The organism is Hymenobacter sp. BT491 (assembly GCF_014349165.1).
GTDB lineage: Bacteria > Bacteroidota > Bacteroidia > Cytophagales > Hymenobacteraceae > Hymenobacter > Hymenobacter jejuensis.
Genome location: NZ_JACSJJ010000001.1, coordinates 512152 through 531509, shown reverse-complemented (window position 1 = coordinate 531509; position 19358 = coordinate 512152). Strand labels below are relative to the sequence as shown.

Here is a 19358-nt window from a genome sequence, read left to right as displayed (position 1 = left end):
AAAGTACGGAGAATGTAAGTAGCCCCTAGAAAGCTACCGGCGTCTCCCTTCCACGGTTAATGTAAGGGATACAACCAACTCGACAGGCAATTTCTCTATTTTTTGGTTGATGATTTCCTTTCGGTGCCCAACCACCGAAAGTGGCGGAACATGATCCGCAAATCGGCCGACGGCTCGTAGTCTTTGGCGTAGAGCAGTTCCAGGCGCCGGCGGGCGGCGGGCGTTAGCGTCACGGCCGCGTCGGCCGCATCGGCGGGCGATAGCACCGCACGCGCCGTACGACGCGGCCCGGCCGCGTAGCGCAGCCCTACCCAAGTGTAGCCTCCCGCTAATACACGCAGGCAATTGCGCAAAAACCCCATTTTGCTTTGCTCAGCCCAGATCAGAACAGGTGCCCCAAGCAGCAGCCCAAGGCTGAAGAACACGTCGAGCAGGCGCTTGTTGCGGACTTGTTGGGGTTGAAACAGGTTCAGAGCAATGTCGAGGGCGTAATAATCGCCGGGCGCGTCTTTGCTGGAGCTGCCAATGATATATTCGCTGTCCTGCGGCAAGATTTTGTAAGCTACCGTCTGGTGTTCGTGCAAGCTCACCATCAGAGCTATTATCTGACTGGCTGACAGGTCTTTACCACAAAATATCAGTTCATTGAGCTCATAGACCTGGATGATGTCGTCGAGCTGGCGCACCTCGCCCAGCAAATCGCCGACGGGCGAAGCGGGTGCTTCGGCAGGCTCGAAGTCCGTGGCCGTGGCCATGACGGCATCGGGTACCGGCACCGGGCTTACGTAGCCAATTACGCGCGCCTGCACACCCGAGGCTTCCAACAGGTGGCGCACCCGAACGCTTTCCTCCCACGACCCGACGATGGCGACGTTTTTGTGCCGACGCTCGCTCAGGCGAAAATTGCGATAGCGCACAAAATGCTCCAGGGCCCGTCTTCCTGCCAAAGCCGCCACACTCCAGACACCGCCCAGAATAATGAGCGCTTTGGAAAAACGGTACGCATCTAGAAAGTTGGAAAAGGCTGAAATCAGGATGGTACCGACGAATATGCCGCGCACGATGCGCGAGGTTTTCGTGGGCCGGTCGTAAGCACCCGCCAGGTAAGCCGACCCGAGCCACACAGCAATGTAAGCCGGCACCGCCACGAGCATAAATTGCGGCGGATACGGTACCCGGACGTATTTGTGGTTGTTTTCCCAGTACGTCTTCAGCAAGTACATGCCGGCGTAAATCAGGCCGGCATCGAGCAGCACGGGAGCGGCCTGCACCAGCAGCCGCCGAGCCACGGCCATGCCGGCCCGCAGCCAGATGGCCAAGTTGATGAGCACTGAAAAGATGCCCGCTCGCCCCGGCGCGAAGTGCTTGCGGGCAAAGATGACCATCGCCTGATAAAACACGAACACATAATTGACGCTCGTGCGCTTCGTGCTTTCGCCTTTGTAGTGAATGATGCGCGTACCGGGAAAGTAGTAGTTTTTCCAGCCGCCGCGGGTGAGCCGGTACGAGAGGTCGATGTCCTCGCCGTACATGAAGTAGTCTTCGTCGAGCAGCCCAACTTGGTCCAGCGCTTCGCGGCGCAGCAGCATAAACGCCCCGCTCAGAACATCGACCTCATGTATCTGATCCTTAGGAAGATACCCCAGATGGTAGCGGCCAAATAAACGAGATTTCGGGAAAAGCTTGGCGAGCCCAAACACCTTGTAAAAAGCCACCCAAGGCGTAGGCAGCCCGCGCTTGCTTTCGGGCAGAAACTCGCCCTGCCCGTCCAGCATTTTTACCCCCAAGCCGCCCCCGTTGGGATGTTGGTCCAGAAAATCGCAGCAGGCCCGGAAGGTATCTTCCTCGACTACCGTATCGGGGTTGAGCAGCAGAATATATTGGCCCCGCGCCTGCCGAATGGCTTGGTTATTAGCTTTGGAGAAACCCGGATTGTCTTGATTTTCAAGCAGAATCACTTCCGGGAATCGGGTGCGTACCATTGCTACGGAGCCATCCACGGAGTTGTTGTCGACGACAAACACCTCGGCGGGCGCGCCCAGCTTCTCCACCGCCCGCCGCACCGACAGCAGCGTCTGCTCCAGGAAATAGCAGACGTTATAGTTGACTATGACGACGGATAGCTTCACGGGGCGCAGAAAGCAAAGATTCGGGTGCTGCGAAAGGTAAGCAGAGTTGCCGCACCAAATGCACAAAGGGCGGCGCCTGCCCCGCCTGCCGTTGAAAGACTTACACTAGATAGTAACTCTAGCGCTGCAAATCAAACTCGACAGGCGGCAGCAGACTCCGCCCCTTCCGCTTCTGTACGCTTCGTTAGCGCACTTGCCGCTGGCGCTCCACGATGCTGCGGCCCAACGTGACCTCATCGGTGTACTCCAGCTCGCCGCCCACCGGAATGCCGCGGGCAATGCTGCTGATGTGCACTTCCGGAAACTCCTTGAGCTTGCGCGACAAATAAAACGCCGTCGTGTCGCCTTCCATCGTAGGGCTGATGGCCAGGATAATCTCCTTTATCTCCGACTCCGGAATGCGCTGCATCAGCGTATCGATGTGCAGATCGGAGGGGCCGACGCCCTCGATGGGCGAAATCACGCCGCCCAGCACGTGGTACACGCCCTGGTACTGGCCCGTGTTCTCAATGGCAATCACGTCGCGGATGTCCGAAACCACGCACACCGTGCCATGATCGCGGAGCTTGTTGGCGCAAATGCTGCATTCCTCCGTGTCGGAGATGTTGTGGCAAGTGTCGCAATACGTGATTTCGAAGCGCATTTTGGCCAGTGCTTCGGCCAGCGAACTCGTGGTTTCGGTTTCGGCTTTGAGCAGGTGCAACGCCAACCGCAGCGCGGTTTTGCGCCCAATGCCCGGCAGCTTAGCCAGCTCCCCTACGGCGTTCTCTATCAGTTTGGAAGGAAATTCCATCTAAATACAAGTAATTGATTATCAATTGCTTACAAAACAGGTCTTGGTATATGAAACAATAGCGGTTCGCTTTTCTACCAGAGTGAAAAGCGAACCGCTACCTGTGTTTGCTACCAAATACTACATTACGTCGGCCGAAATGCCGCGGTCGTGAATGGCAGTGCACATGTCGGCCAGCTCGTCGTAAGCGCCGTGCTTTACCGTGCATTGCCCTTTGTAGTGAATAAGCAGCGTGCACTGCTCGGCCTGTTCGGCTTCGTGGCCGCACACGTCGATGAGGGTCTGGATGACGTGCTCAAAGGTGTTGACGTCGTCGTTGTACACGATCAGGTCGCGCACATCGATGGTTTCCTCCAGTAGCAGTACGTCCTCGTCGTAATCGATTTGCGGTTTGGTATTCATAGTGCAAAAATACGGAAAATCAGGCAAAAAGTGCATTGATATGCCCCGTCGGCCTTCTATAACCCCTTGGCTGGCAGAATCGTTTCGTCGTATTCGGCTTTATCTATACTACCCAAACCGCCCTCAATCCGTAGGCTGCAACGGGTACGCCGCACTCCGAAATCCGGCGTACTTTCGGCCTTCTTCCCGCCTCTACCCGGTCCTAACTGACTCTCTCTAATGCCTGTTCCTTCCGCCGATTTCAAAAAGGCCCTCAAACGCCTCTCCGACAAGGAGAAGGAAACCCTGTTACTGCGCGCCGTGCGCCGCGATGCCGAGCTGTACGAAACCTTCGCCTACGAGCTACTGCCCGACGTAACGCTGGAGCAGGTGTTCGAGGAAACCTCCGACCGCATCCACGAGCTGTTCAACGTGGCCGTGACGGGCCGCCTGCTCAACCGCAGCCTCAACAAAGCGCTTTCCAAAGCCACCAAGGAAACAGCCCGCGCCCGCCGCATTACCAAAGACAAGCGCCTGGAAGTCGACCTGAACCTGTACACGCTGCGGCTGATTTTTGACAACTACACCGGTCAGTTCGAAAGCGTATACAACGGTTTTTTTGTGAGCACCGCGCGTCTGGCGGCCCGCACCACGCAGCTGATTTTGCAGAACTTACACGAGGATTTGTGGCTCGAATACAAGTCGGAAGTAGATGAGTTTTTGGGGCAGCTACACGGGCGCAGCAAGAGTCGCAACCTTAAGTTTGTACTACCTCACGAGCTGCATATCCCAAGCTAAATACTTTGCTTTTAGCACCTTCTGAATTTTATAACCTAAGCCGGATAATGTTATAATTATAAAGGAATATAAGGGCACGCACTTGGTGAAGAAAAGATGAAGTATAGTTTTGCAGCAAACACGATTATCACTGTTTGCCCGATTCTTCACTTCATCCTTTGCTTTATTCTATGCTCAAAAACTTTACTTATTTCCTGACAGGCAGCACCCTGCTAATGGCCACCGGATGCGCTGGCAGCTACGCACCTATTCGTCCGAACCGGATAGCGAGCTATCAATCCGTTACTTCGCAGAACGCGCCCATCAGCTTTGGCTACCAGTACAGCGCTCTTGCCACGGGCGGCCACAACAAGAAGTACGTTAAGAGAGAACGCAAGCGCGGCTACCAAGTAGTGGCCGTTCGCGTGACCAACAACACGGCTTCGGAGCTGAACTTCTCTCGCGACACGGAGCTGTACTTCGGCGACCGGCCGGTGCAGCCGGTGCCCTCCTTGCAGGCCTCCCTCGACCTGAAACAGGGCGTTTGGATTTACCTGCTCTACCTCATGGCCAATGTGAATGTGGGCGGCACGTATAACGCAAATACAGGCCAGACGACCGGCGCTACTTTTCTGCCGACGGGCTTTGCCATCGCGGGCGGCAACATTCTGGGCGCCAGTGCAGCCAATAAGAACCTCCAGCGCGAGTTTACCAGCTTCGACCTGACGAACCGGTTCATCAAACCCGGCGAAACCGTTTACGGAATCGTGAGCCTGCGGGAAGCCGGCTTATCGCCCCTGCACCTGGTGCTGCGCAACAACGCGGTCACGGTGCAGCCAACGCCCACGGCGGCGCCTGCTACCCCGTCGGTGCCCGCTGCGGCGCCCGAAGCAGCACCTGCTTCCCCTGCTCAGCTAGCGCCCGCGTCCTCGGGCTCTGGCCGCTAGACTGGACAGCGAACCAACAAAAAAGGCTTCTCCTGAACAGGAGAAGCCTTTTTTGTTGGTGCAACGGGTATGTATAACGCGCTTATTATAAGCACGTTACGAAATTACTGCTTGGCGATTACGTTGAAGTTCAACGTAAACTCGTCGTAGATGGCTTTGTCGCCAATGCCTTCGAAGAACGACTTCGAGCCGTATTTGATGTCGTATTTGGTGCGGTCGATGGTAGCTGTGCCGCTAGCAGCCGCTACGCCGTTTTTCACGCCTACTTTCGCCGGGAACGTCACGGGATTGGTTTTGCCCTTGATGGTCAGGTCGCCAGTGATGGTGGCGTTGTTGGCGTTGGCAGCAGCACCTTTGATCGGCGTTACGCTCGTGATTTTGAAAGTAGCCGTTGGGTACTTCGCGATGCTGAAGAAATCATCCGAATTCATGTGGCCCATGAACTTGCCGTTGTTTTCGGCATCGGTGATGTCGGTGGCTTTCAGCGTTTTCATGTCCACGGTGGCCGTACCGCCGATCAGTTGATTGCCTTTCACAACCAATTGACCATCAGAGAATTGCAGGGTACCGTTGTGGCCGTGGGTTACGGCTTTGGCGTCCCAGCCCAAGGTACTGAGTTGGGGTTGCAGCTTATAAACGGTACCGGCAGCTTTGGTCGTGCGGGGCGCAGTCTTGGTGGCAGCAGGATTTTCGGCGTAAGTCGAAGAAGTGAACAGGGTGGCCACTACCAGGGCCGACAGAGCAATTTTTTTCATGAGTGAAAAAGAAAAGTAACTGAAAGCCGTCAGTCGCGGATTTTATCGAGTAAAGCGTTGAGTTGGGCGGCTTCGCCCTCGCTGAGGTTGCTTAGGCCCGTATGTTGATTGGCGACCTCGTCCATGCTGAGCAGCAGGTTTAGGCCTTGTTCGGTGATGCGAATGTCCACGGCCCGCCGGTTGGAGGGGCACACGGTGCGGGTTACCAGCTGTTTCGCTTCCAGCTTATCCACGATGCGAGAGGCGTTGCTGGTCTTATCCAACATTCTCTCAATCAAGAGATTAACTGTAGAAGGCTTAGGGTGCTGGCCCCGCAGAATGCGTAATACATTGTATTGCGGCAACGTAATGCCAAAATCGCGGAAGGCAGCTGCTTGCCGCTGCTCTAGCCAACCAGCTGTGTACACCGTGTTGATGTAGGCTTTCTGGTATTCGTTTTTGAAAGTGCGCTGCTTGATCTCGTCTTCAATTTTCATAGAAAGCATAAGCCGTTACCGGAATGCGTTGCAAATATATGTACATACATTTAATGTTGCAACATGGTTCCGAAGATTTTTGAAAATATTCCTACAAACCTGCCTTTGCAGCTTTCTCTTACGCTTTCGCGTAAGAGAAAGCTCATCCCTCTTCCCTGATTTTCATCTCCATGAACCGCGTCTTCCCCTCTGCTCTTTTGGCCTTGTCCCTCTCACTACCGCTGGCTGCTGCGGCTCAATCCAAAACCGCACCCAAACCAGCCGGCGCGGTATCGGCCAACTCTACCGACCAGTTTCTGATGAAAGACGGCGCGGTAGTGTTGCGGCAGGGCACAAAAATCACGCCTCTTACCAAAAATGTGCAGCTCGCCAACGGCACCAAAGTCAACTACAAAAGCGGTATTGTGGAGCTGCCGGTAGGCAAAATGACCACGCTGCGCGAAGGCGACTACGTGACCATGCAGGGCGATATCGTGTTTGCGACGCCCGCCAGCGCCGCTGCCGCGCGCGGCGACAATTCGGTGCCTGCCACGGCACAATACCAGCAGTACATCGACCGCGACACGCCTAGCAGCGCCGCCGAGATGGAAAGCCGCCTTACGAGCCTAAACAGCAAGATCACGCTGATGGCCCAGAAAATTCAGTTGCTCAACGACAAGATCTCTTTGCTCAGCAGCGGCCAGCGCCCGGCCAACACCACCCAGATTGATCAGCAACTCAAAGCGCTCGACCAGCAGCTCAGCCAAGTCAAATAAGGTTTGGCTAGCGTGGTTCGGTTAGCAAGGCAAGCGCCGGCACCTCGGTTTGGGGCCGGAGCAAGCCGTCGGCTTCGGTAACCAGCCCGAAAGGTTCGTCGCGCACGACGAGCATACCATCAAGGTCGCAGATTTGAGCTAAGCTACTGACTTGCAGCGCCGACCAGATGCCCAGCGTCGTTTCCACCATGCAGCCAAGCATCGTTTGGAGGCCGTGAGATTGCGTTTGACGCAACAGACGCACACCGTTCAGGTAGCCTCCGGCCTTCATCAGCTTCATGTTTACGCCGTGAAATTGCTGCGCGATGTCGCCAAAGTCGGCAGCGTCGGTCACCGATTCGTCGGCGAAAAGCGGATAAGGCACGCGCGAGCGCAAGTAGCGGTAATGGTCGGCGCAGGCGGCCGGCAGCGGCTGCTCAAGAGCCCGCACCGAAAGAGCGGGTAGCGTTGCGGCCTGCTCCAAAAATCGCAGCAAGCTGTCGGCATCGTGCCAGGCCTCGTTGCCGTCGATGATGAGCGGCCGACCGGGCAACAGCCGGTTTAGCTCGCGGAGTAGGTCAAAGCCACTTTCTTGGTTCACCTTGATTTTCAAAAGCTTAAACCGCTCCATGCGCTGCTCCCGCACGAAAGCAGCCACGGCACCCGGCTCCATAATCGGGAGCGTGAAGGCCGTAGGCACGGCTGCGGCCGGCGCAGACAACCCCAGCACCTGCGCCACCGATCGGCCGGTGCGCAAGGCCTCGCGGTGCACATACGCCGACTCAATAGCAAACCGCAAGGCATGGGCCGGCGCATTAGCGTTGAGAAATTCGTCGAGTTCAGTCAATGATTTAATTTTATTTAAACCGTTGACAATCAATTTATTAAACTTTAAAGCCAATTCAGCGGGCACTTCGCCGTAGCGGACGTTGGGCGCTGCTTCGCCCCACCCGACGGGGCCGCCGGCCGAGTCGCGCACCGATACAATCAGATTGGTTTTGGCATCGGAAGCATTGCGGGAAATCTTCCAGGTAAAGCGCAACGGTAGTTCGTAGGGTTCCAGCGACCAAGTGAGCATGCAAAGAGGGCTTAACGGGTGTTCGGCGCTGCTATTGAGGCAGTAGCAGGCGCGACACAGCATTCGAAACCGAAAGATATCCACCGGGATTCAATAACCGGTGGCGGACACCCGCAACCGGCAACGGACAAAACTTATCTTTGCTGAGTTTCGCCTCTCACCCCTTGCATTTTCCGCATGAAGTTTTCGCGCCTCGTTCCGCTGGCAGGCATCCTTTTCCTGATTGCCTTAGCTCTTACTATTTTTCAGGTTTACAATCCCGACTCGCTCTCGGTTCAGGTGCCCCGCATTGCGCGTTGGCTGTTTTTGCTGGCGCTGGCGGCCTACGCGGCCCAGCGCCGCTCGCTCACGTTCTGGATTGTGGTCAGCATGTTTGTGGGCGCTGAGTTTGGGCACGACTTCCCGGCCATGGCCCTGAACATGAAGGTGCTCAGCGATGCGTTTTTGCGCCTGGTGAAAACCATCATTGCCCCCTTGGTTTTCGCCACGCTGGTAGTCGGCATTGCTGGCCACGCCGACCTGAAACAGGTGGGCAAAATGGGACTGAAGGCGCTGGTGTACTTCGAAATTGTCACCACGTTCGCGCTGTTCATTGGGTTGGCGGCCATTAATATTTCGCGGGCCGGCGTGGGCGTCAGCCAGGCCGGTGCCGACACTGGGGCAGAAAAGCTGCAAGCGGTCAGCCAAACCGCTTCGGATATTATTCTGCACATCTTTCCCGAGAACATTGCCAAGTCGGTAGCCGAAGGGCAAGTGCTTCAGGTAGTAATCTTTGCCATTATTTTCGCTATTGGCCTAGCCATGGTGCACGAGAAGCACCGCCGCCCCATGCTGGTGTGGGCCGAAAGCCTGTCGGAAGTGATGTTCAAATTCACCAACGTGGTGATGTTTTTTGCGCCGCTGGGCGTGGGCGGCGCACTGGCTTACACGGTGGGCAAAATGGGTTTTGCCCCGCTGCTGAATGCTGCCCAACTGCTCCTGACGCTGTATGCGGCGCTCTTTGCGTTTCTGCTGCTGGTGCTGCTGCCCATCGCCCTGATTGCCCGCATCCCGGTCAAACGCTTCGTGCAAGCCATCGCCGAACCCGTGAGCATTGCCTTTGCCACCACCAGTTCCGAAGCCGCGTTGCCGCGAGCTATGGAAGCGATGGAAAGCATCGGTGTGCCACGCCGCATTGTTGCGTTCGTCATGCCAACGGGCTATTCCTTCAACCTCGACGGCACGACGCTGTATCTATCGCTGGCTGCGGTATTTGTGGCGCAGGCCGCCGGCGTCGAACTGTCGTTTGGGCAGCAGCTGGTGATGGTCTTCACCCTCATGCTTACCTCCAAAGGCGTAGCCGGTGTGCCGCGCGCGTCGCTCGTGATTCTGCTGGCTACGGTAGCATCGTTTAACCTGCCGGCATGGCCGGTTTTCATCATTTTGGGCATTGATGCCCTCATGGACATGGCTCGCACAGCCGTAAACGTCATCGGCAATTGCCTGGCCTCGGCGGTCGTGGCCCGGTGGGAAGGCGAATTCATCGACGATTACTACGGTGAGCCCCTCACCGAGCTGGCCGAAACGGATAGCAGCGTAGCCCAACAGCTGCATTAAAGTCAAAATCCTCACGGGCAACCTCTTGCCGAAAGCACCTGCGGAAAATGCAGGTGCTTTTTTGTTTAATCACATTACCCGATTTCACCCTGCAAGAGATCAAACATTTTAGAAGAATATTAATATAAATGTTATTTCATGCTACTTGGAAAGCCAGTAAATTTGTTACCTCTATCGGGCTTACAAACTTGATTTTCAGGTAATATGAAACATTTTTTACGCTCAACATTCCTTCTTTTGCTCAGCGGGGCCACATTAGCAGGATGCAAATCGGCTGACCAGGCTATGTTTCGCACGCCTAGCGCCAGTCTTTCGACTCGCCTGCCTACGCTGGAGGTAGCTGTGCAGACAGGACCGCTGGCGGCTTCCGACGGAGCCCTGCCCGAAGACCCGCAAAAGCTGTTTCAAAACGAAATTAACCAAAACATTACCGATTCGGGCGATAGCCTGCTGTTTGGCTACGCCCGCCTCCAGGTAACCGAGGCTACTGCCGCCCGCGCCGGCCGCGGCTTCCAGGCTTTCCAGATGCTGACCTTCATGGCGCCGAGCCTTTTCGGGATGCCCCTAGAATATCGCCGGACCAGCCTGCGCGCCGAAGTCCAGATTATGAACGACCGGGGCCAGGTTATCGGCACCTATGAAGGCATTGGCCGCTCCAATGTGCGGGTCGCCATGTACCACGGCTATTCGCAGAGCGATGCGCCCCGCCTAGCCGATGCCGATGCGTTGCGCCTCGCCCTCGCCCAGATTCGTCCGCAGCTGGAAACCGATTCCGACACGCTGCGCATGCAACTACTTGCCACTGAGCCCATTGATCAAAACGCCATCAAGTTGGAGATGCACGAAATCAACGTATCGCCTTTCCCCGAAGGCATCAAGCGGAGCATTGTAAGCGCGGGACTCTAGCAACGGAGAAAAACATAATTATATAAGAACTTCACTATCAATTATTTACAGAACCACTCTGGTAAGCAGAGTGGTTTTTTTATGCACTTCATTAAACGCAGCTATTGTGGCCGCATCTATGGAATACTTCCCGAGTCATCATCTCCTATCAGTATTCCTTTATGAAAATTAATTTCTTCAAAACCCTGACGCTGACCTTGTTTGTGCTGCTAAGCGGACTGAGCAGCCAAGCGCAGGAAGGAGCCCAGGGCCGTTGGGGCAACAAGCCAGGGCGCAAAGAAGCCGCCGCTTACGTCCGCCAGAATGTTCTGCCCGTTGTGCGCCAGCAACGCCTGAAGCTGGAAGAACAGCTTTCCGCCGCCGACAAGTCGCAACTGGCAACGTATCGCACGCAGTTGCAGCAGGTGCGCGAGCGCGGCAAAGCCTTGCGCCAAAGCCTGCGGCCAGCCGGTGCGGCGGCCAACACCCCTCGCGCCGCCCTGACCGATGCCCAAAAACAGCAACTGCAACAGCTACGCACTGAAAGCCGCGCGGTGATGCTGAACGTGGCCCAACTGGCGCAGAAATACGACGCCAACATCAGCAAGCTGGCGCAGGAAGTCGAGCCGCAGAAAGCCAAGTGGACGGCTGATCTGCAAGCGATTGCCGGCAAATATGCTCCTGCCAGCGACCAGCCTAACCAACTGGCCCGTACGGGCAAGGGCAGGCACAAAAACGGTGCTGGGCGCTTTTTCCGACCGGCCGTGTTTCTGCTCATGGACCCTAACGCCCCGCAACAAAGCGACCGCGCGGAGCGACTCGGTGCCGATTCTAACGTGTATCCGAACCCTGCCGTCGTCACGAGTCAGCTGGAATACAGCGTAAAAAAAGCCGGCCCGGTAACGATCGATTTGCTGGACAGCCGTGGCAACACGCTGCGCACAGTGCAGCAAAGCCAACAGCAGGAAAAAGGTCCGCAAACCCTATCGGTGAACGTGGGCGACTTGCCTTCCGGCACTTACTACTACAAAATCACGACACGCGCCGGCTCCGAAACCAAGCGCTTTGTCAAACAATAATCCACCGTTCAATGCGTAGAAAGCCAGCCCGGCTTCGGGCTGGCTTTTTTGTTGTGCCCGAGCAAGCGGCCGGCGCTTATCTTCGCAGTATGCTTCGCTCCTTTTTTACTTGGCTTTTGGTTATTTCTTCGGCTGCGCTCGTGGCGGCTTGCTGCGGCAGCGTAGCCTGCACTTGCCAGGATGCCTACGCCGATGCCGTCGTGTTTCGCTTTAACCTCGACCCGAGCAGTGCCAACCGGTTTCAGCCGGCGCAAGTCGATTCGGTGGTGCTGACGCGCTACCTCGTCACCAGCGATTCGGCGAAAAGTACACCCGATAAGGTGCGGCTGTATCGGCCCGTCGTCAATGCAGGCGACAGCATTTTGCTCAACAACAACGCGCCCTTTTTACAGACCGGCACGCGCAAGCTCAACTCGTATCGCTACGACATTTACCTGCCCCGCACCAAGGCCATTTACCACGTCCGCAACATCAACCTAGACGGCGACTTCGACGATGTAAACGGCTGCTGCACTTGCTACCGCAACAAGAAGAAAACCCTGGTCTTTCAGGGCAAGCCCTACGACCTCACCGATGCTACGGGCAAAAACCTGCTCAACCCGATTGTCATCACCCCATAAGCATAGGGTTCTGGCCTAAGCACAACCCGCTATTAATCATTATCTTAGCATAAACCCATTTTGCGCCCGGTTGCTGGCCGTGGCCGCTGCTGGGCGCAATAGCGTATAGAAGCCTGCCCTGGCGCACAGGGCAGGCGTTGAAATCAATTACGAAAACAGCGTGTTTTATTTTTGCTATGCTCAAAGAATCACCTGTTCCTCCGGTCATCGGGACCTTTCCGTTCAAGGCGACGCTCAGCCTCGAGCCGCTTATCGCGTACTGGCGCGAGCGTGAGTCGGATAGCAACCCCGGCGTAGCCCTGCTGGCGCGTTCCATCGGCGAGCAAGTGGCCGAAGCCGACTGGGCCCACGGCCCCATTTCCGACCTGGAAACCCTCAACTGCGGCTGCGACTTAGTGGAAACGCTGATGCTAGCGGTGTTTCCGCCGGCCTCTTTTTACTCCGATATCAGCGGGGTGATGGGTCCGTTTCAGCGCTTTAGCTTCTACCATACGCCGCGCTTTGGCGAAGTACTGCTCAATCCCAACAAAACGGTTAAGCAGCCGCTCAACGTAACGATGCGGGCGATGGAAGTGTACCTGACGCGGCTGGCGTATTTGCAGGTGCTGGAACAAATTTACGGCGTGCGGCTTCCGAGTCCGGGTACCATCATCTTCACCGTGCCCGACTACAGCATCGGCCTGTATCGACACTACGGCGTGGACTATAACCATAAGTTCTTGAAAGTGAGCTTAGTAGGAGAAAAGCCTGAACTTTCACCCGAACAGATTGACCAGCTGAGTCGCAACCTGCACCGCTCCGATTTGTGGCGGGAACTGTTGCCGCCCGAAAAGTTTGAATTTGTTGGGTTCAACATTGTGCATCTGGTCGATGTCACCGATCAGGAAATCCTGTCGGAGTTGAAATACGACCTGCTGGAGCGCGACGTGTTGCAGGCGTCCGACCGCCTGGAGCAAATTCAGGAGAAGCTGCGTGTACTCTTCAAGCGCCCGTTTTTGCAGCTCGGCATTGCGGCGTACGACGAAAAGAAGCGCGCCTTCGTGGATTTTGGGCGGAAGATTAACCACAGCTTTCTGACCAAGCAGATTCAGAACCAGGACGCGTCCTCGGGCTTCCGCCAGATTTATCAGCGCCTGCTGCTCGACCGGCAGCCGTTGGTGCTCGAAGACGTGGAAAAGGCCGATATTCCGGAAGATCTTCGCCAGCAAATCCTGGATATCGGCATTCGCAGCGCCATTTTGGCCTTGCTGCCCTACGGCGACGACACCGTGGGTCTGCTCGAACTCGGCTCGCCCAACACCGGCGATCTGAACGAGTTCTGCCTGGAGATGGTCAACCAGTTTGTGCCGCTGTTTGCTGTGGCCGTCAAGCGCAACGCTGAAGAAATCCAGACGCGCGTGCAATCCATTATCAAAGAGAAGTTTACGGCCATTCACCCCAGCATGGAATGGCGCTTCACCGACGCGGCGCTCAATCTGCTGGAGAAGATAGAAGAAGGCAATAAAAACGCGGAGATGGAGGACATTGTCTTCCACGACGTGTACCCACTCTACGGCGTCTCGGACATTCGGGGCAGCAGCATTGCCCGTAACGAAGCCATCCAGAGCGACCTGATTGAGCACCTTTCGCTGGCCAACAAAGTCCTCAAAAAAGCCTCGGAGTTTCAGGCCCTGCCAATCTTAGACGAACTTAAGTTCTACGTTAACAAGAACTTACGCCGACTCAGACAAGGCATTCTGTCGGGCGACGAGGTGAACATTCTGGAATCGCTGAAGCGCGAGGTAGAGCCGCTGTTTGAATATTTGGGCCAGAATACGCCGGAACTCCGCGCCGTCATTGCCGATTATTGGAGCAACATCGACCCGGAACTGGGCATTCTGTACAAGCGGCGCAAGGCTTTCGAGGAAAGCGTCACGCTGCTCAACGACACCGTCAGCGACTACCTCGACGAAGAAGAAGCCAAGGCCCAGGAAATGTTTCCGCACTATTTCCAGCGGTTCAAAACCGACGGCGTCGAGCACAGCATTTACGTCGGCGCCTCGTTGGTAGAGAATAAGCCGTTTGACCTAGTTTTCCTGAAAAACCTGAGACTGTGGCAGTTACTGGTCATGGTCGAGGTTACGCGCATCTCTAGCTCGCTTAAACAACGCTTGGTGGTGCCGCTCGAAACGACGCAGCTTATCCTGATTCACAGCCAGCCGCTAAGCATCCGTTTCCGGCAAGATGAGCGACAGTTTGACGTCGACGGCACCTACAACATCCGCTACGAGATTATCAAGAAGCGCGTCGACAAAGCGACCATCCTGGGAACGGGCGAACGGCTTACCCAGCCGGGGCATATTGCGCTGGTGTACGCACAACAGCGCGACGCCGAAGAATACATGGAATACCTTGACTATCTGCAAGATAGGGGCTTACTCGAACCCGAAATCGAGGAATTGGAACTGGAAGAGCTACAGGGCGTGAAAGGCCTCTTGGCCCTGCGCGTCAAAGTAAAATTGTAGCACCAGCACTTGCCGCTAAAACGCGGAAAAGCGTCCAATCATAACTAGTTAATAGTCAACTAGTTATGATTGGACGCTTTTCCGCGTTTCCTCTTCTTTGCGCCACCAGAAGTGAAAGCCCATCCGCAGTAGAATCAGCCAAAACAACCCAGCGGCAAAGCCGGCTAGCACATCGGTGGTGTAGTGGACGTGCAAATACACGCGCGTCAGGCCGATAAGCACCGACCACGCCATGAGCAGCACGGCCCAGAGCGGGTGCTGCCGATGGCGCCATAAAATCCAGGCCAAGCAGCCGTAAAAAGCCATCCCGATCATGGAATGGCCGCTGGGAAAGCTCAGGCCCATCTGCTGCAACAAGGCCGAACTAGGCCGCACCCGATGGAAACTGCTTTTGAGCAGCTGGTTCAGCGCCGAGGCTCCTGCAACGGCCAAAAAAACTTCGGTGGCTTCGCGTCGCAAGCCCCGCCACCACATCAGAGCGGGCACGATAAGGCCTACCATCACCAGAAAAGGCAGCGAAGCAAAAAACGTAATCACACCGACCCAAGCCGTGAGGCCCGGCTCATGCTGGCGCAGCGCATCCATCTTTGCAAAGCCAAACTGATCGAGCGCCGTGGAGTGCTCCACAAAAACCACCCGCGCCAAGTAAAAGAACGCGAGCAGGGAGCTGACAAACACGAGCCCCATCAGCAGTACCTCCGCCGTCAGGATTTCGAGCAGCGCCAGAAGCCGCCGGGCTTGTTTCATAACTGGGAGCGTTGGAAGAAGCGGAAAACTTTGTACTACGGGAAGCCGACGGAAACGAAAAAAGCCGACCCTTTGGGGTCGGCTTTCGTGGTGCGCTCGGAGAGACTCGAACTCTCACACCTTTCGGAACTGCCGCCTGAAGACAGCGCGTCTACCAATTTCGCCACAAGCGCAACTAGAGGCCAAAAGACTGATTTCCCGTTTGGAGGTGTCTTTTAACGCTGCAAAGATACAGGCGGCGCGCAATTTCTGACAATGCCGCCCGAAAAAAATTACCCAAAGCCAGGGTTTGAACCCCGTTATAACTGTTTCTCAACTGGTTGCGCAACGGCCCGAAACCGCTTTTTTACCACATCCTCCAAGCGCCGCAACATAGGAATGGCAATAACGAGCCATACGGCCCCAGCCGTGAAGCCCGCAATCACGTCGGTGGCGTAGTGTACGCGCAGGTATACTCGCGTAATTCCGATCAGCAGAATCAGCACCACCAGCCCCGCCGTAAGCGTCCAGCGTAGCCAAGCCGAGTGCCGCACGTGCGTTTGTACTAGGTAAATCAGGAGGCCGTAAAAAGTAGCGCTGATCATGGCGTGACCGCTGGGGAAGCTCAGGCCCGTGGCCGACACCAACGGCAACAACGGACGCGGCCGTTGGTAGAAGTTTTTGAGCACCAGATTGAGCGAAATGCCTCCCAAAGCCACCACAGGCACCATAAGCGTATACCACCGATGCCGGCGCAGCAACAGAAAATACCCGATAAGAGCAAGTGCTGCCACCACGATAAAATTGCGGGAAGCAAAGAAAGTGACGGCTTCTACCCACTGTTGCCGCTTAGCGCCCAGCAAGTGCTGCGCCCACCCAAAAGCGTTGGCATCAAAGGTTGCGGCATCTTGGTCGAACACCTCACGACTCAGCGCCAGAAAAGCCACTACGCCTAACACGCCCAGTATCAGCGTGATCGCAAATTCGGTCAGAAACAGCGTAAACCCGGCCAGCAGGCGACGAAGGGCGTTGGTCATAAGTGGGGCATATGCTTTAGCTTGCGCCAACACGAGCGCTATGCGAAGCTGCTCCTACAACGCAGCAAGCGGCCTGGGCGTTTTTGCAGGCTCACTTTGACCACTCCTTATGCCCCTTCCCGATGCCGGCTTCGACCGGGTAGCGACTTTCTACGACCCGCTGGCCCGGCTGGTATTTGGCCGGGCGTTGCAACAGGCGCAGCGCGCGGCGTTGGCTGGGCTGCCGCCTGGCTCGCCCAACGTGCTGATCATCGGCGGGGGCTCGGGCTGGGTATTGACGGAGGTACTGCGCCGGCGGCCGACTGCTCGGGTAGTGTACTTGGAGGCGGCCCCGGCTATGTTGGACAAATCGCGGCGGCTGATGCAGCAAACGCTACCCGGCTTGTTGGGGCAAGTAAAATTTCGCTTGGGCACCGAAAATGCGCTGTTGCCAACCGAGCAGTTCGACGCGCTGATCACGTTTTTCCTGCTGGATTTGTTTGAACCCATTCGGACGCGCTCGCTTGTGCATCGCCTCTACGAAGCTCGCAATCCAAGTGCGCCGTGGCTGTTGGCCGACTTCTATCCGCCGCGCTGGTGGTGGCAACGGCTGTTGCTAAGCACTATGTATCAGTTCTTTCGCCTTACCACGGGCATCAGTGGCCGGCAACTACCGCCGTTTCGGGAGGAAATGGCCAGGCTGGGGCTGCACATTCAAAAGCAGCAGTTTTTCTACGGCGGCTTAGTAGAGGCCGCGGTCCTGAACGAGGGCCCGGCAACGTAAGTGCGATCAGCTCTTCGAGGAGCTGCCTCCGTCGGGGCAGTAGCCCGTGCGGCTTAGCTCTTGGCAGAAAAGCAGTTGGCTCAAAAGCCAAATCACTATTTTCGGCCCGTTCTTACCGTTTCAGCTTTTTCTTACTCATTTCTTATGCGGAACCCGGCCGCGACGCTCCTGTTCGCCTGCGCACTTCCTTTTGCCTGTACCCTGACCACTCTTGCGCAAGCACAAAGTCCTGTGCAATACACAGTTGCCTTCCCGAATGCCGTACACCACGAAGCGCAGGTCACGGCCGTTTTTACCGAGGTAAAACCGGGCACTTTGCAAGTCCGAATGGCGCGCAGCTCTCCGGGCCGCTACGCGCTGCATGAGTTTGCCAAGAACGTGTACAATGTGCAGGCGACCGATTCAAAAGGTAAAGCATTGTCTATCAGCCGCTCCGATCCGTACAGCTGGGACGTAAGCGGCCACGATGGCACCGTGCGCTTCGCCTACACGCTTTTCGGCGATCGCACCGACGGCACGTACGCGGGCATCGATTTTCAGCACGCCCACCTCAACATGCCCGCTACGCTGGCCTACGCACGCGGCTTCGAACAGCGCCCCATCGAGGTTCGGTTCGACGCGCCCGCGAGCTGGCAGGTGGCCACCCAACTCCGCCCCGATGGCAAAGGCACGTACTTCGCGCCGCATCTGCAATACCTGATGGATAGTCCTACTTCGCTGGGGGCGCAAAAAGTGCGCTCGTGGCAGGAACAAGGGCGCACCATCGAAATGTCGGTGCTGCACGACGGCACCGATGCCGAGCTGGATGCCTACGTCGACCAAGCCAAGAAGGTAGTGAAGGAAGCCGCTGCCGTGTTTGGCGAGTTGCCAGCCTATGATTTCGGGCGGTACACCTTCGTGGCCAACTACTTGCCTGGCACTAGCGGCGACGGCATGGAGCACCGCAACTCCACCAGCATCACGAGTGCCCGCCCGCTGCGCACGGGTGCGCTCGATAACCTAGGCACGGTTTCACACGAGTTTTTTCACTCCTGGAACGTAGAGCGCATCCGACCTAAGTCCTTGGAGCCCTTCGACTTCGACCGGGCCAACATGAGCGAAGCGCTGTGGTTTGCCGAAGGCTTCACGCAGTACTACGGCGATTTGCTGCTCCGCCGCGCAGGCGCTTTCACCGACAAACAATATTTGGAAGAAGTAAGCGGACTGGTGAATGCGATGGTCAACTCGCCGGGTGCGCAGCAATACTCGCCCGTGCAGATGAGTCAGCAAGCGCCATTTGTGGATGCGGCCGTGAGCATCGACCCCAACAATCGCTCAAATACTTATCTATCATACTATTACATCGGGGCGGTAAATGCGTTGGCACTGGATATGCTGCTGCGTCAGAACTACAAAACCGACCTCGACGCCTTTATGCGCGCGGTGTGGCAGCAGTACGGCAAGCCCCAACGCGACTACGCGCCCGAGCATCCCTACACCCTTCCCGATTTGCAGCGTGTGCTGGGCCAGGTAAGCCGGGACACGGCTTTTGCCGGGCGCTTTTTCCGGCAGCACCTGCTGGGGCATGAGCAGCTCAAGTTCGACGAGCTGCTGGCTCCAGCGGGCCTCGTGGTACGCAAAGCCCACGCCGGACAGGCTAGCCTGGGCTTTAACCGCCTCACCTTCAACCCCGACAGCACTGTTACGGTAGCCGGCACCACCATCATCAGCAGCCCGCTGTACAGGGCCGGCCTCGACCGCGAAGACCAAATCACGAAGCTTGACGGCCAACGTATTGTGAACCGCAAAACGCTGGTTGATCTGCTGGCGAACCACAAGCCCGGCGACGTACTTCCGGTAGAATACCGTTCGCGTGGGCAGCAGCGTACGGCTCAGGTAACGCTGGCCGAAGATCCGCTGGTAGAGGTCGTGCCTTACGAAACCGTTAAGCAGCCGCTTACCAAAAAGATGAAGACTTTCCGCGCAGCATGGCTAGGAAGCAAAGCAAAATAATGTTACTTAACTTATTTACAATCAATAAGTTACTCAGAAGCAAGAAAAACTCATAACAGGCAGCAACTTGTAACCGACAATCTGTC

The 19358-nt window shown here is 56.4% G+C and carries 18 protein-coding genes and 1 tRNA gene; 10 read left to right on the top strand and 9 right to left on the bottom strand.

Annotation, left to right across the window (positions count from 1 at the left end):
• Positions 1-95 precede the first annotated feature (95 nt).
• From H9I52_RS02285 to H9I52_RS02275, 3 genes are all read right to left on the bottom strand, one after another.
• A complete protein-coding gene (locus H9I52_RS02285; protein ID WP_187452474.1) occupies positions 96-2129 on the bottom strand; it encodes a glycosyltransferase in 2034 nt (677 codons plus the stop codon).
• Between the two features lie 184 nt (positions 2130-2313).
• On the bottom strand, positions 2314-2922 hold the full coding sequence (recR, locus tag H9I52_RS02280; RefSeq protein WP_139514233.1) for a recombination mediator RecR: 609 nt from the start codon (positions 2920-2922) through the stop codon (positions 2314-2316).
• Positions 2923-3042: 120 nt separating this feature from the next.
• The gene (locus tag H9I52_RS02275) at positions 3043-3324 is read right to left on the bottom strand and encodes an ATP-dependent Clp protease adaptor ClpS (protein WP_139514234.1); all 282 of its coding nucleotides are present in this window, start codon (positions 3322-3324) and stop codon (positions 3043-3045) included.
• Between the two features lie 219 nt (positions 3325-3543).
• On the opposite strand from H9I52_RS02275, the gene H9I52_RS02270 reads away from it, so the two are divergent.
• Both H9I52_RS02270 and H9I52_RS02265 read left to right on the top strand, forming a co-directional pair.
• A complete protein-coding gene (locus H9I52_RS02270; RefSeq protein ID WP_187452473.1) occupies positions 3544-4101 on the top strand; it encodes a hypothetical protein in 558 nt (185 codons plus the stop codon).
• A gap of 170 nt (positions 4102-4271) precedes the next feature.
• Positions 4272-5027 carry a hypothetical protein gene (locus tag H9I52_RS02265; protein ID WP_187452472.1) on the top strand — a complete coding sequence of 252 codons (756 nt, stop codon included), beginning with the start codon at positions 4272-4274 and terminating at the stop codon, positions 5025-5027.
• Between the two features lie 104 nt (positions 5028-5131).
• Here the strand turns inward: H9I52_RS02265 and H9I52_RS02260 are convergent, their stop codons facing one another.
• Together H9I52_RS02260 and H9I52_RS02255 are read right to left on the bottom strand one after the other, a co-directional pair.
• Positions 5132-5782 (bottom strand): YceI family protein, encoded by a 651-nt coding sequence (locus H9I52_RS02260; protein ID WP_139514237.1) that lies wholly within the window; start codon positions 5780-5782, stop codon positions 5132-5134.
• 29 nt (positions 5783-5811) lie between these two features.
• A complete protein-coding gene (locus H9I52_RS02255; RefSeq protein WP_139514238.1) occupies positions 5812-6258 on the bottom strand; it encodes a MarR family winged helix-turn-helix transcriptional regulator in 447 nt (148 codons plus the stop codon).
• A gap of 203 nt (positions 6259-6461) precedes the next feature.
• On the opposite strand from H9I52_RS02255, the gene H9I52_RS02250 reads away from it, so the two are divergent.
• Positions 6462-7013, top strand: a complete 552-nt coding sequence (locus H9I52_RS02250) for a DUF6799 domain-containing protein (RefSeq protein WP_187452471.1) — start codon at positions 6462-6464, stop codon at positions 7011-7013.
• Positions 7014-7020: 7 nt separating this feature from the next.
• On the opposite strand, the gene H9I52_RS02245 is transcribed toward H9I52_RS02250, so the two are convergent.
• Complete coding sequence (locus H9I52_RS02245) at positions 7021-8070, bottom strand: enolase C-terminal domain-like protein (RefSeq protein WP_187452470.1); 1050 nt, start codon at positions 8068-8070, stop codon at positions 7021-7023.
• 177 nt (positions 8071-8247) lie between these two features.
• Here H9I52_RS02245 and H9I52_RS02240 point away from each other — a divergent pair, with 177 nt between their 5' ends.
• The 5 genes from H9I52_RS02240 to H9I52_RS02220 all read left to right on the top strand — a co-directional run bounded on the left by H9I52_RS02240 (position 8248) and on the right by H9I52_RS02220 (position 14754).
• On the top strand, positions 8248-9666 hold the full coding sequence (locus H9I52_RS02240) for a dicarboxylate/amino acid:cation symporter (RefSeq protein ID WP_187452469.1): 1419 nt from the start codon (positions 8248-8250) through the stop codon (positions 9664-9666).
• Between the two features lie 285 nt (positions 9667-9951).
• Positions 9952-10572: a hypothetical protein gene (locus H9I52_RS02235; RefSeq protein WP_139514242.1), complete on the top strand. Its 621-nt coding sequence runs from the start codon at positions 9952-9954 to the stop codon at positions 10570-10572.
• A 161-nt stretch (positions 10573-10733) separates the two neighbouring features.
• On the top strand, positions 10734-11630 hold the full coding sequence (locus H9I52_RS02230; RefSeq protein ID WP_187452468.1) for a T9SS type A sorting domain-containing protein: 897 nt from the start codon (positions 10734-10736) through the stop codon (positions 11628-11630).
• An 89-nt stretch (positions 11631-11719) separates the two neighbouring features.
• Complete coding sequence (locus tag H9I52_RS02225) at positions 11720-12250, top strand: hypothetical protein (RefSeq protein ID WP_139514244.1); 531 nt, start codon at positions 11720-11722, stop codon at positions 12248-12250.
• A gap of 176 nt (positions 12251-12426) precedes the next feature.
• On the top strand, positions 12427-14754 hold the full coding sequence (locus tag H9I52_RS02220) for a GAF domain-containing protein (RefSeq protein WP_139514245.1): 2328 nt from the start codon (positions 12427-12429) through the stop codon (positions 14752-14754).
• 63 nt (positions 14755-14817) lie between these two features.
• Here the strand turns inward: H9I52_RS02220 and H9I52_RS02215 are convergent, their stop codons facing one another.
• From H9I52_RS02215 to H9I52_RS02205, 3 genes are all read right to left on the bottom strand, one after another.
• Positions 14818-15501, bottom strand: a complete 684-nt coding sequence (locus H9I52_RS02215; RefSeq protein ID WP_187452467.1) for a phosphatase PAP2 family protein — start codon at positions 15499-15501, stop codon at positions 14818-14820.
• An 88-nt stretch (positions 15502-15589) separates the two neighbouring features.
• A tRNA-Leu gene (locus tag H9I52_RS02210) sits at positions 15590-15674 on the bottom strand.
• A gap of 126 nt (positions 15675-15800) precedes the next feature.
• Complete coding sequence (locus H9I52_RS02205) at positions 15801-16517, bottom strand: phosphatase PAP2 family protein (protein ID WP_187452466.1); 717 nt, start codon at positions 16515-16517, stop codon at positions 15801-15803.
• Positions 16518-16626: 109 nt separating this feature from the next.
• On the opposite strand from H9I52_RS02205, the gene H9I52_RS02200 reads away from it, so the two are divergent.
• Together H9I52_RS02200 and H9I52_RS02195 are read left to right on the top strand one after the other, a co-directional pair.
• Positions 16627-17280: a class I SAM-dependent methyltransferase gene (locus H9I52_RS02200; RefSeq protein WP_187452465.1), complete on the top strand. Its 654-nt coding sequence runs from the start codon at positions 16627-16629 to the stop codon at positions 17278-17280.
• A gap of 144 nt (positions 17281-17424) precedes the next feature.
• Positions 17425-19272, top strand: coding sequence for a M61 family metallopeptidase (locus H9I52_RS02195; RefSeq protein ID WP_262385923.1), 1848 nt, complete (start codon positions 17425-17427; stop codon positions 19270-19272).
• Positions 19273-19358: the final 86 nt, after the last annotated feature.

Coding starts and splice junctions, on each gene's coding strand:
- H9I52_RS02265 (WP_187452472.1), top strand. CDS start 4,272: ATGCTCAAAAACTTTACTTATTTCCTGACAGGCAGCACCCTGCTAATG.
- H9I52_RS02245 (WP_187452470.1), bottom strand. CDS start 8,070: ATGCTCACTTGGTCGCTGGAACCCTACGAACTACCGTTGCGCTTTACC.
- H9I52_RS02205 (WP_187452466.1), bottom strand. CDS start 16,517: ATGACCAACGCCCTTCGTCGCCTGCTGGCCGGGTTTACGCTGTTTCTG.
- H9I52_RS02240 (WP_187452469.1), top strand. CDS start 8,248: ATGAAGTTTTCGCGCCTCGTTCCGCTGGCAGGCATCCTTTTCCTGATT.
- H9I52_RS02270 (WP_187452473.1), top strand. CDS start 3,544: ATGCCTGTTCCTTCCGCCGATTTCAAAAAGGCCCTCAAACGCCTCTCC.
- H9I52_RS02255 (WP_139514238.1), bottom strand. CDS start 6,258: ATGAAAATTGAAGACGAGATCAAGCAGCGCACTTTCAAAAACGAATAC.
- H9I52_RS02235 (WP_139514242.1), top strand. CDS start 9,952: ATGTTTCGCACGCCTAGCGCCAGTCTTTCGACTCGCCTGCCTACGCTG.
- H9I52_RS02200 (WP_187452465.1), top strand. CDS start 16,627: ATGCCCCTTCCCGATGCCGGCTTCGACCGGGTAGCGACTTTCTACGAC.
- H9I52_RS02225 (WP_139514244.1), top strand. CDS start 11,720: ATGCTTCGCTCCTTTTTTACTTGGCTTTTGGTTATTTCTTCGGCTGCG.
- H9I52_RS02260 (WP_139514237.1), bottom strand. CDS start 5,782: ATGAAAAAAATTGCTCTGTCGGCCCTGGTAGTGGCCACCCTGTTCACT.
- H9I52_RS02275 (WP_139514234.1), bottom strand. CDS start 3,324: ATGAATACCAAACCGCAAATCGATTACGACGAGGACGTACTGCTACTG.
- H9I52_RS02230 (WP_187452468.1), top strand. CDS start 10,734: ATGAAAATTAATTTCTTCAAAACCCTGACGCTGACCTTGTTTGTGCTG.
- H9I52_RS02215 (WP_187452467.1), bottom strand. CDS start 15,501: ATGAAACAAGCCCGGCGGCTTCTGGCGCTGCTCGAAATCCTGACGGCG.
- H9I52_RS02195 (WP_262385923.1), top strand. CDS start 17,425: ATGCGGAACCCGGCCGCGACGCTCCTGTTCGCCTGCGCACTTCCTTTT.
- recR (WP_139514233.1), bottom strand. CDS start 2,922: ATGGAATTTCCTTCCAAACTGATAGAGAACGCCGTAGGGGAGCTGGCT.
- H9I52_RS02220 (WP_139514245.1), top strand. CDS start 12,427: ATGCTCAAAGAATCACCTGTTCCTCCGGTCATCGGGACCTTTCCGTTC.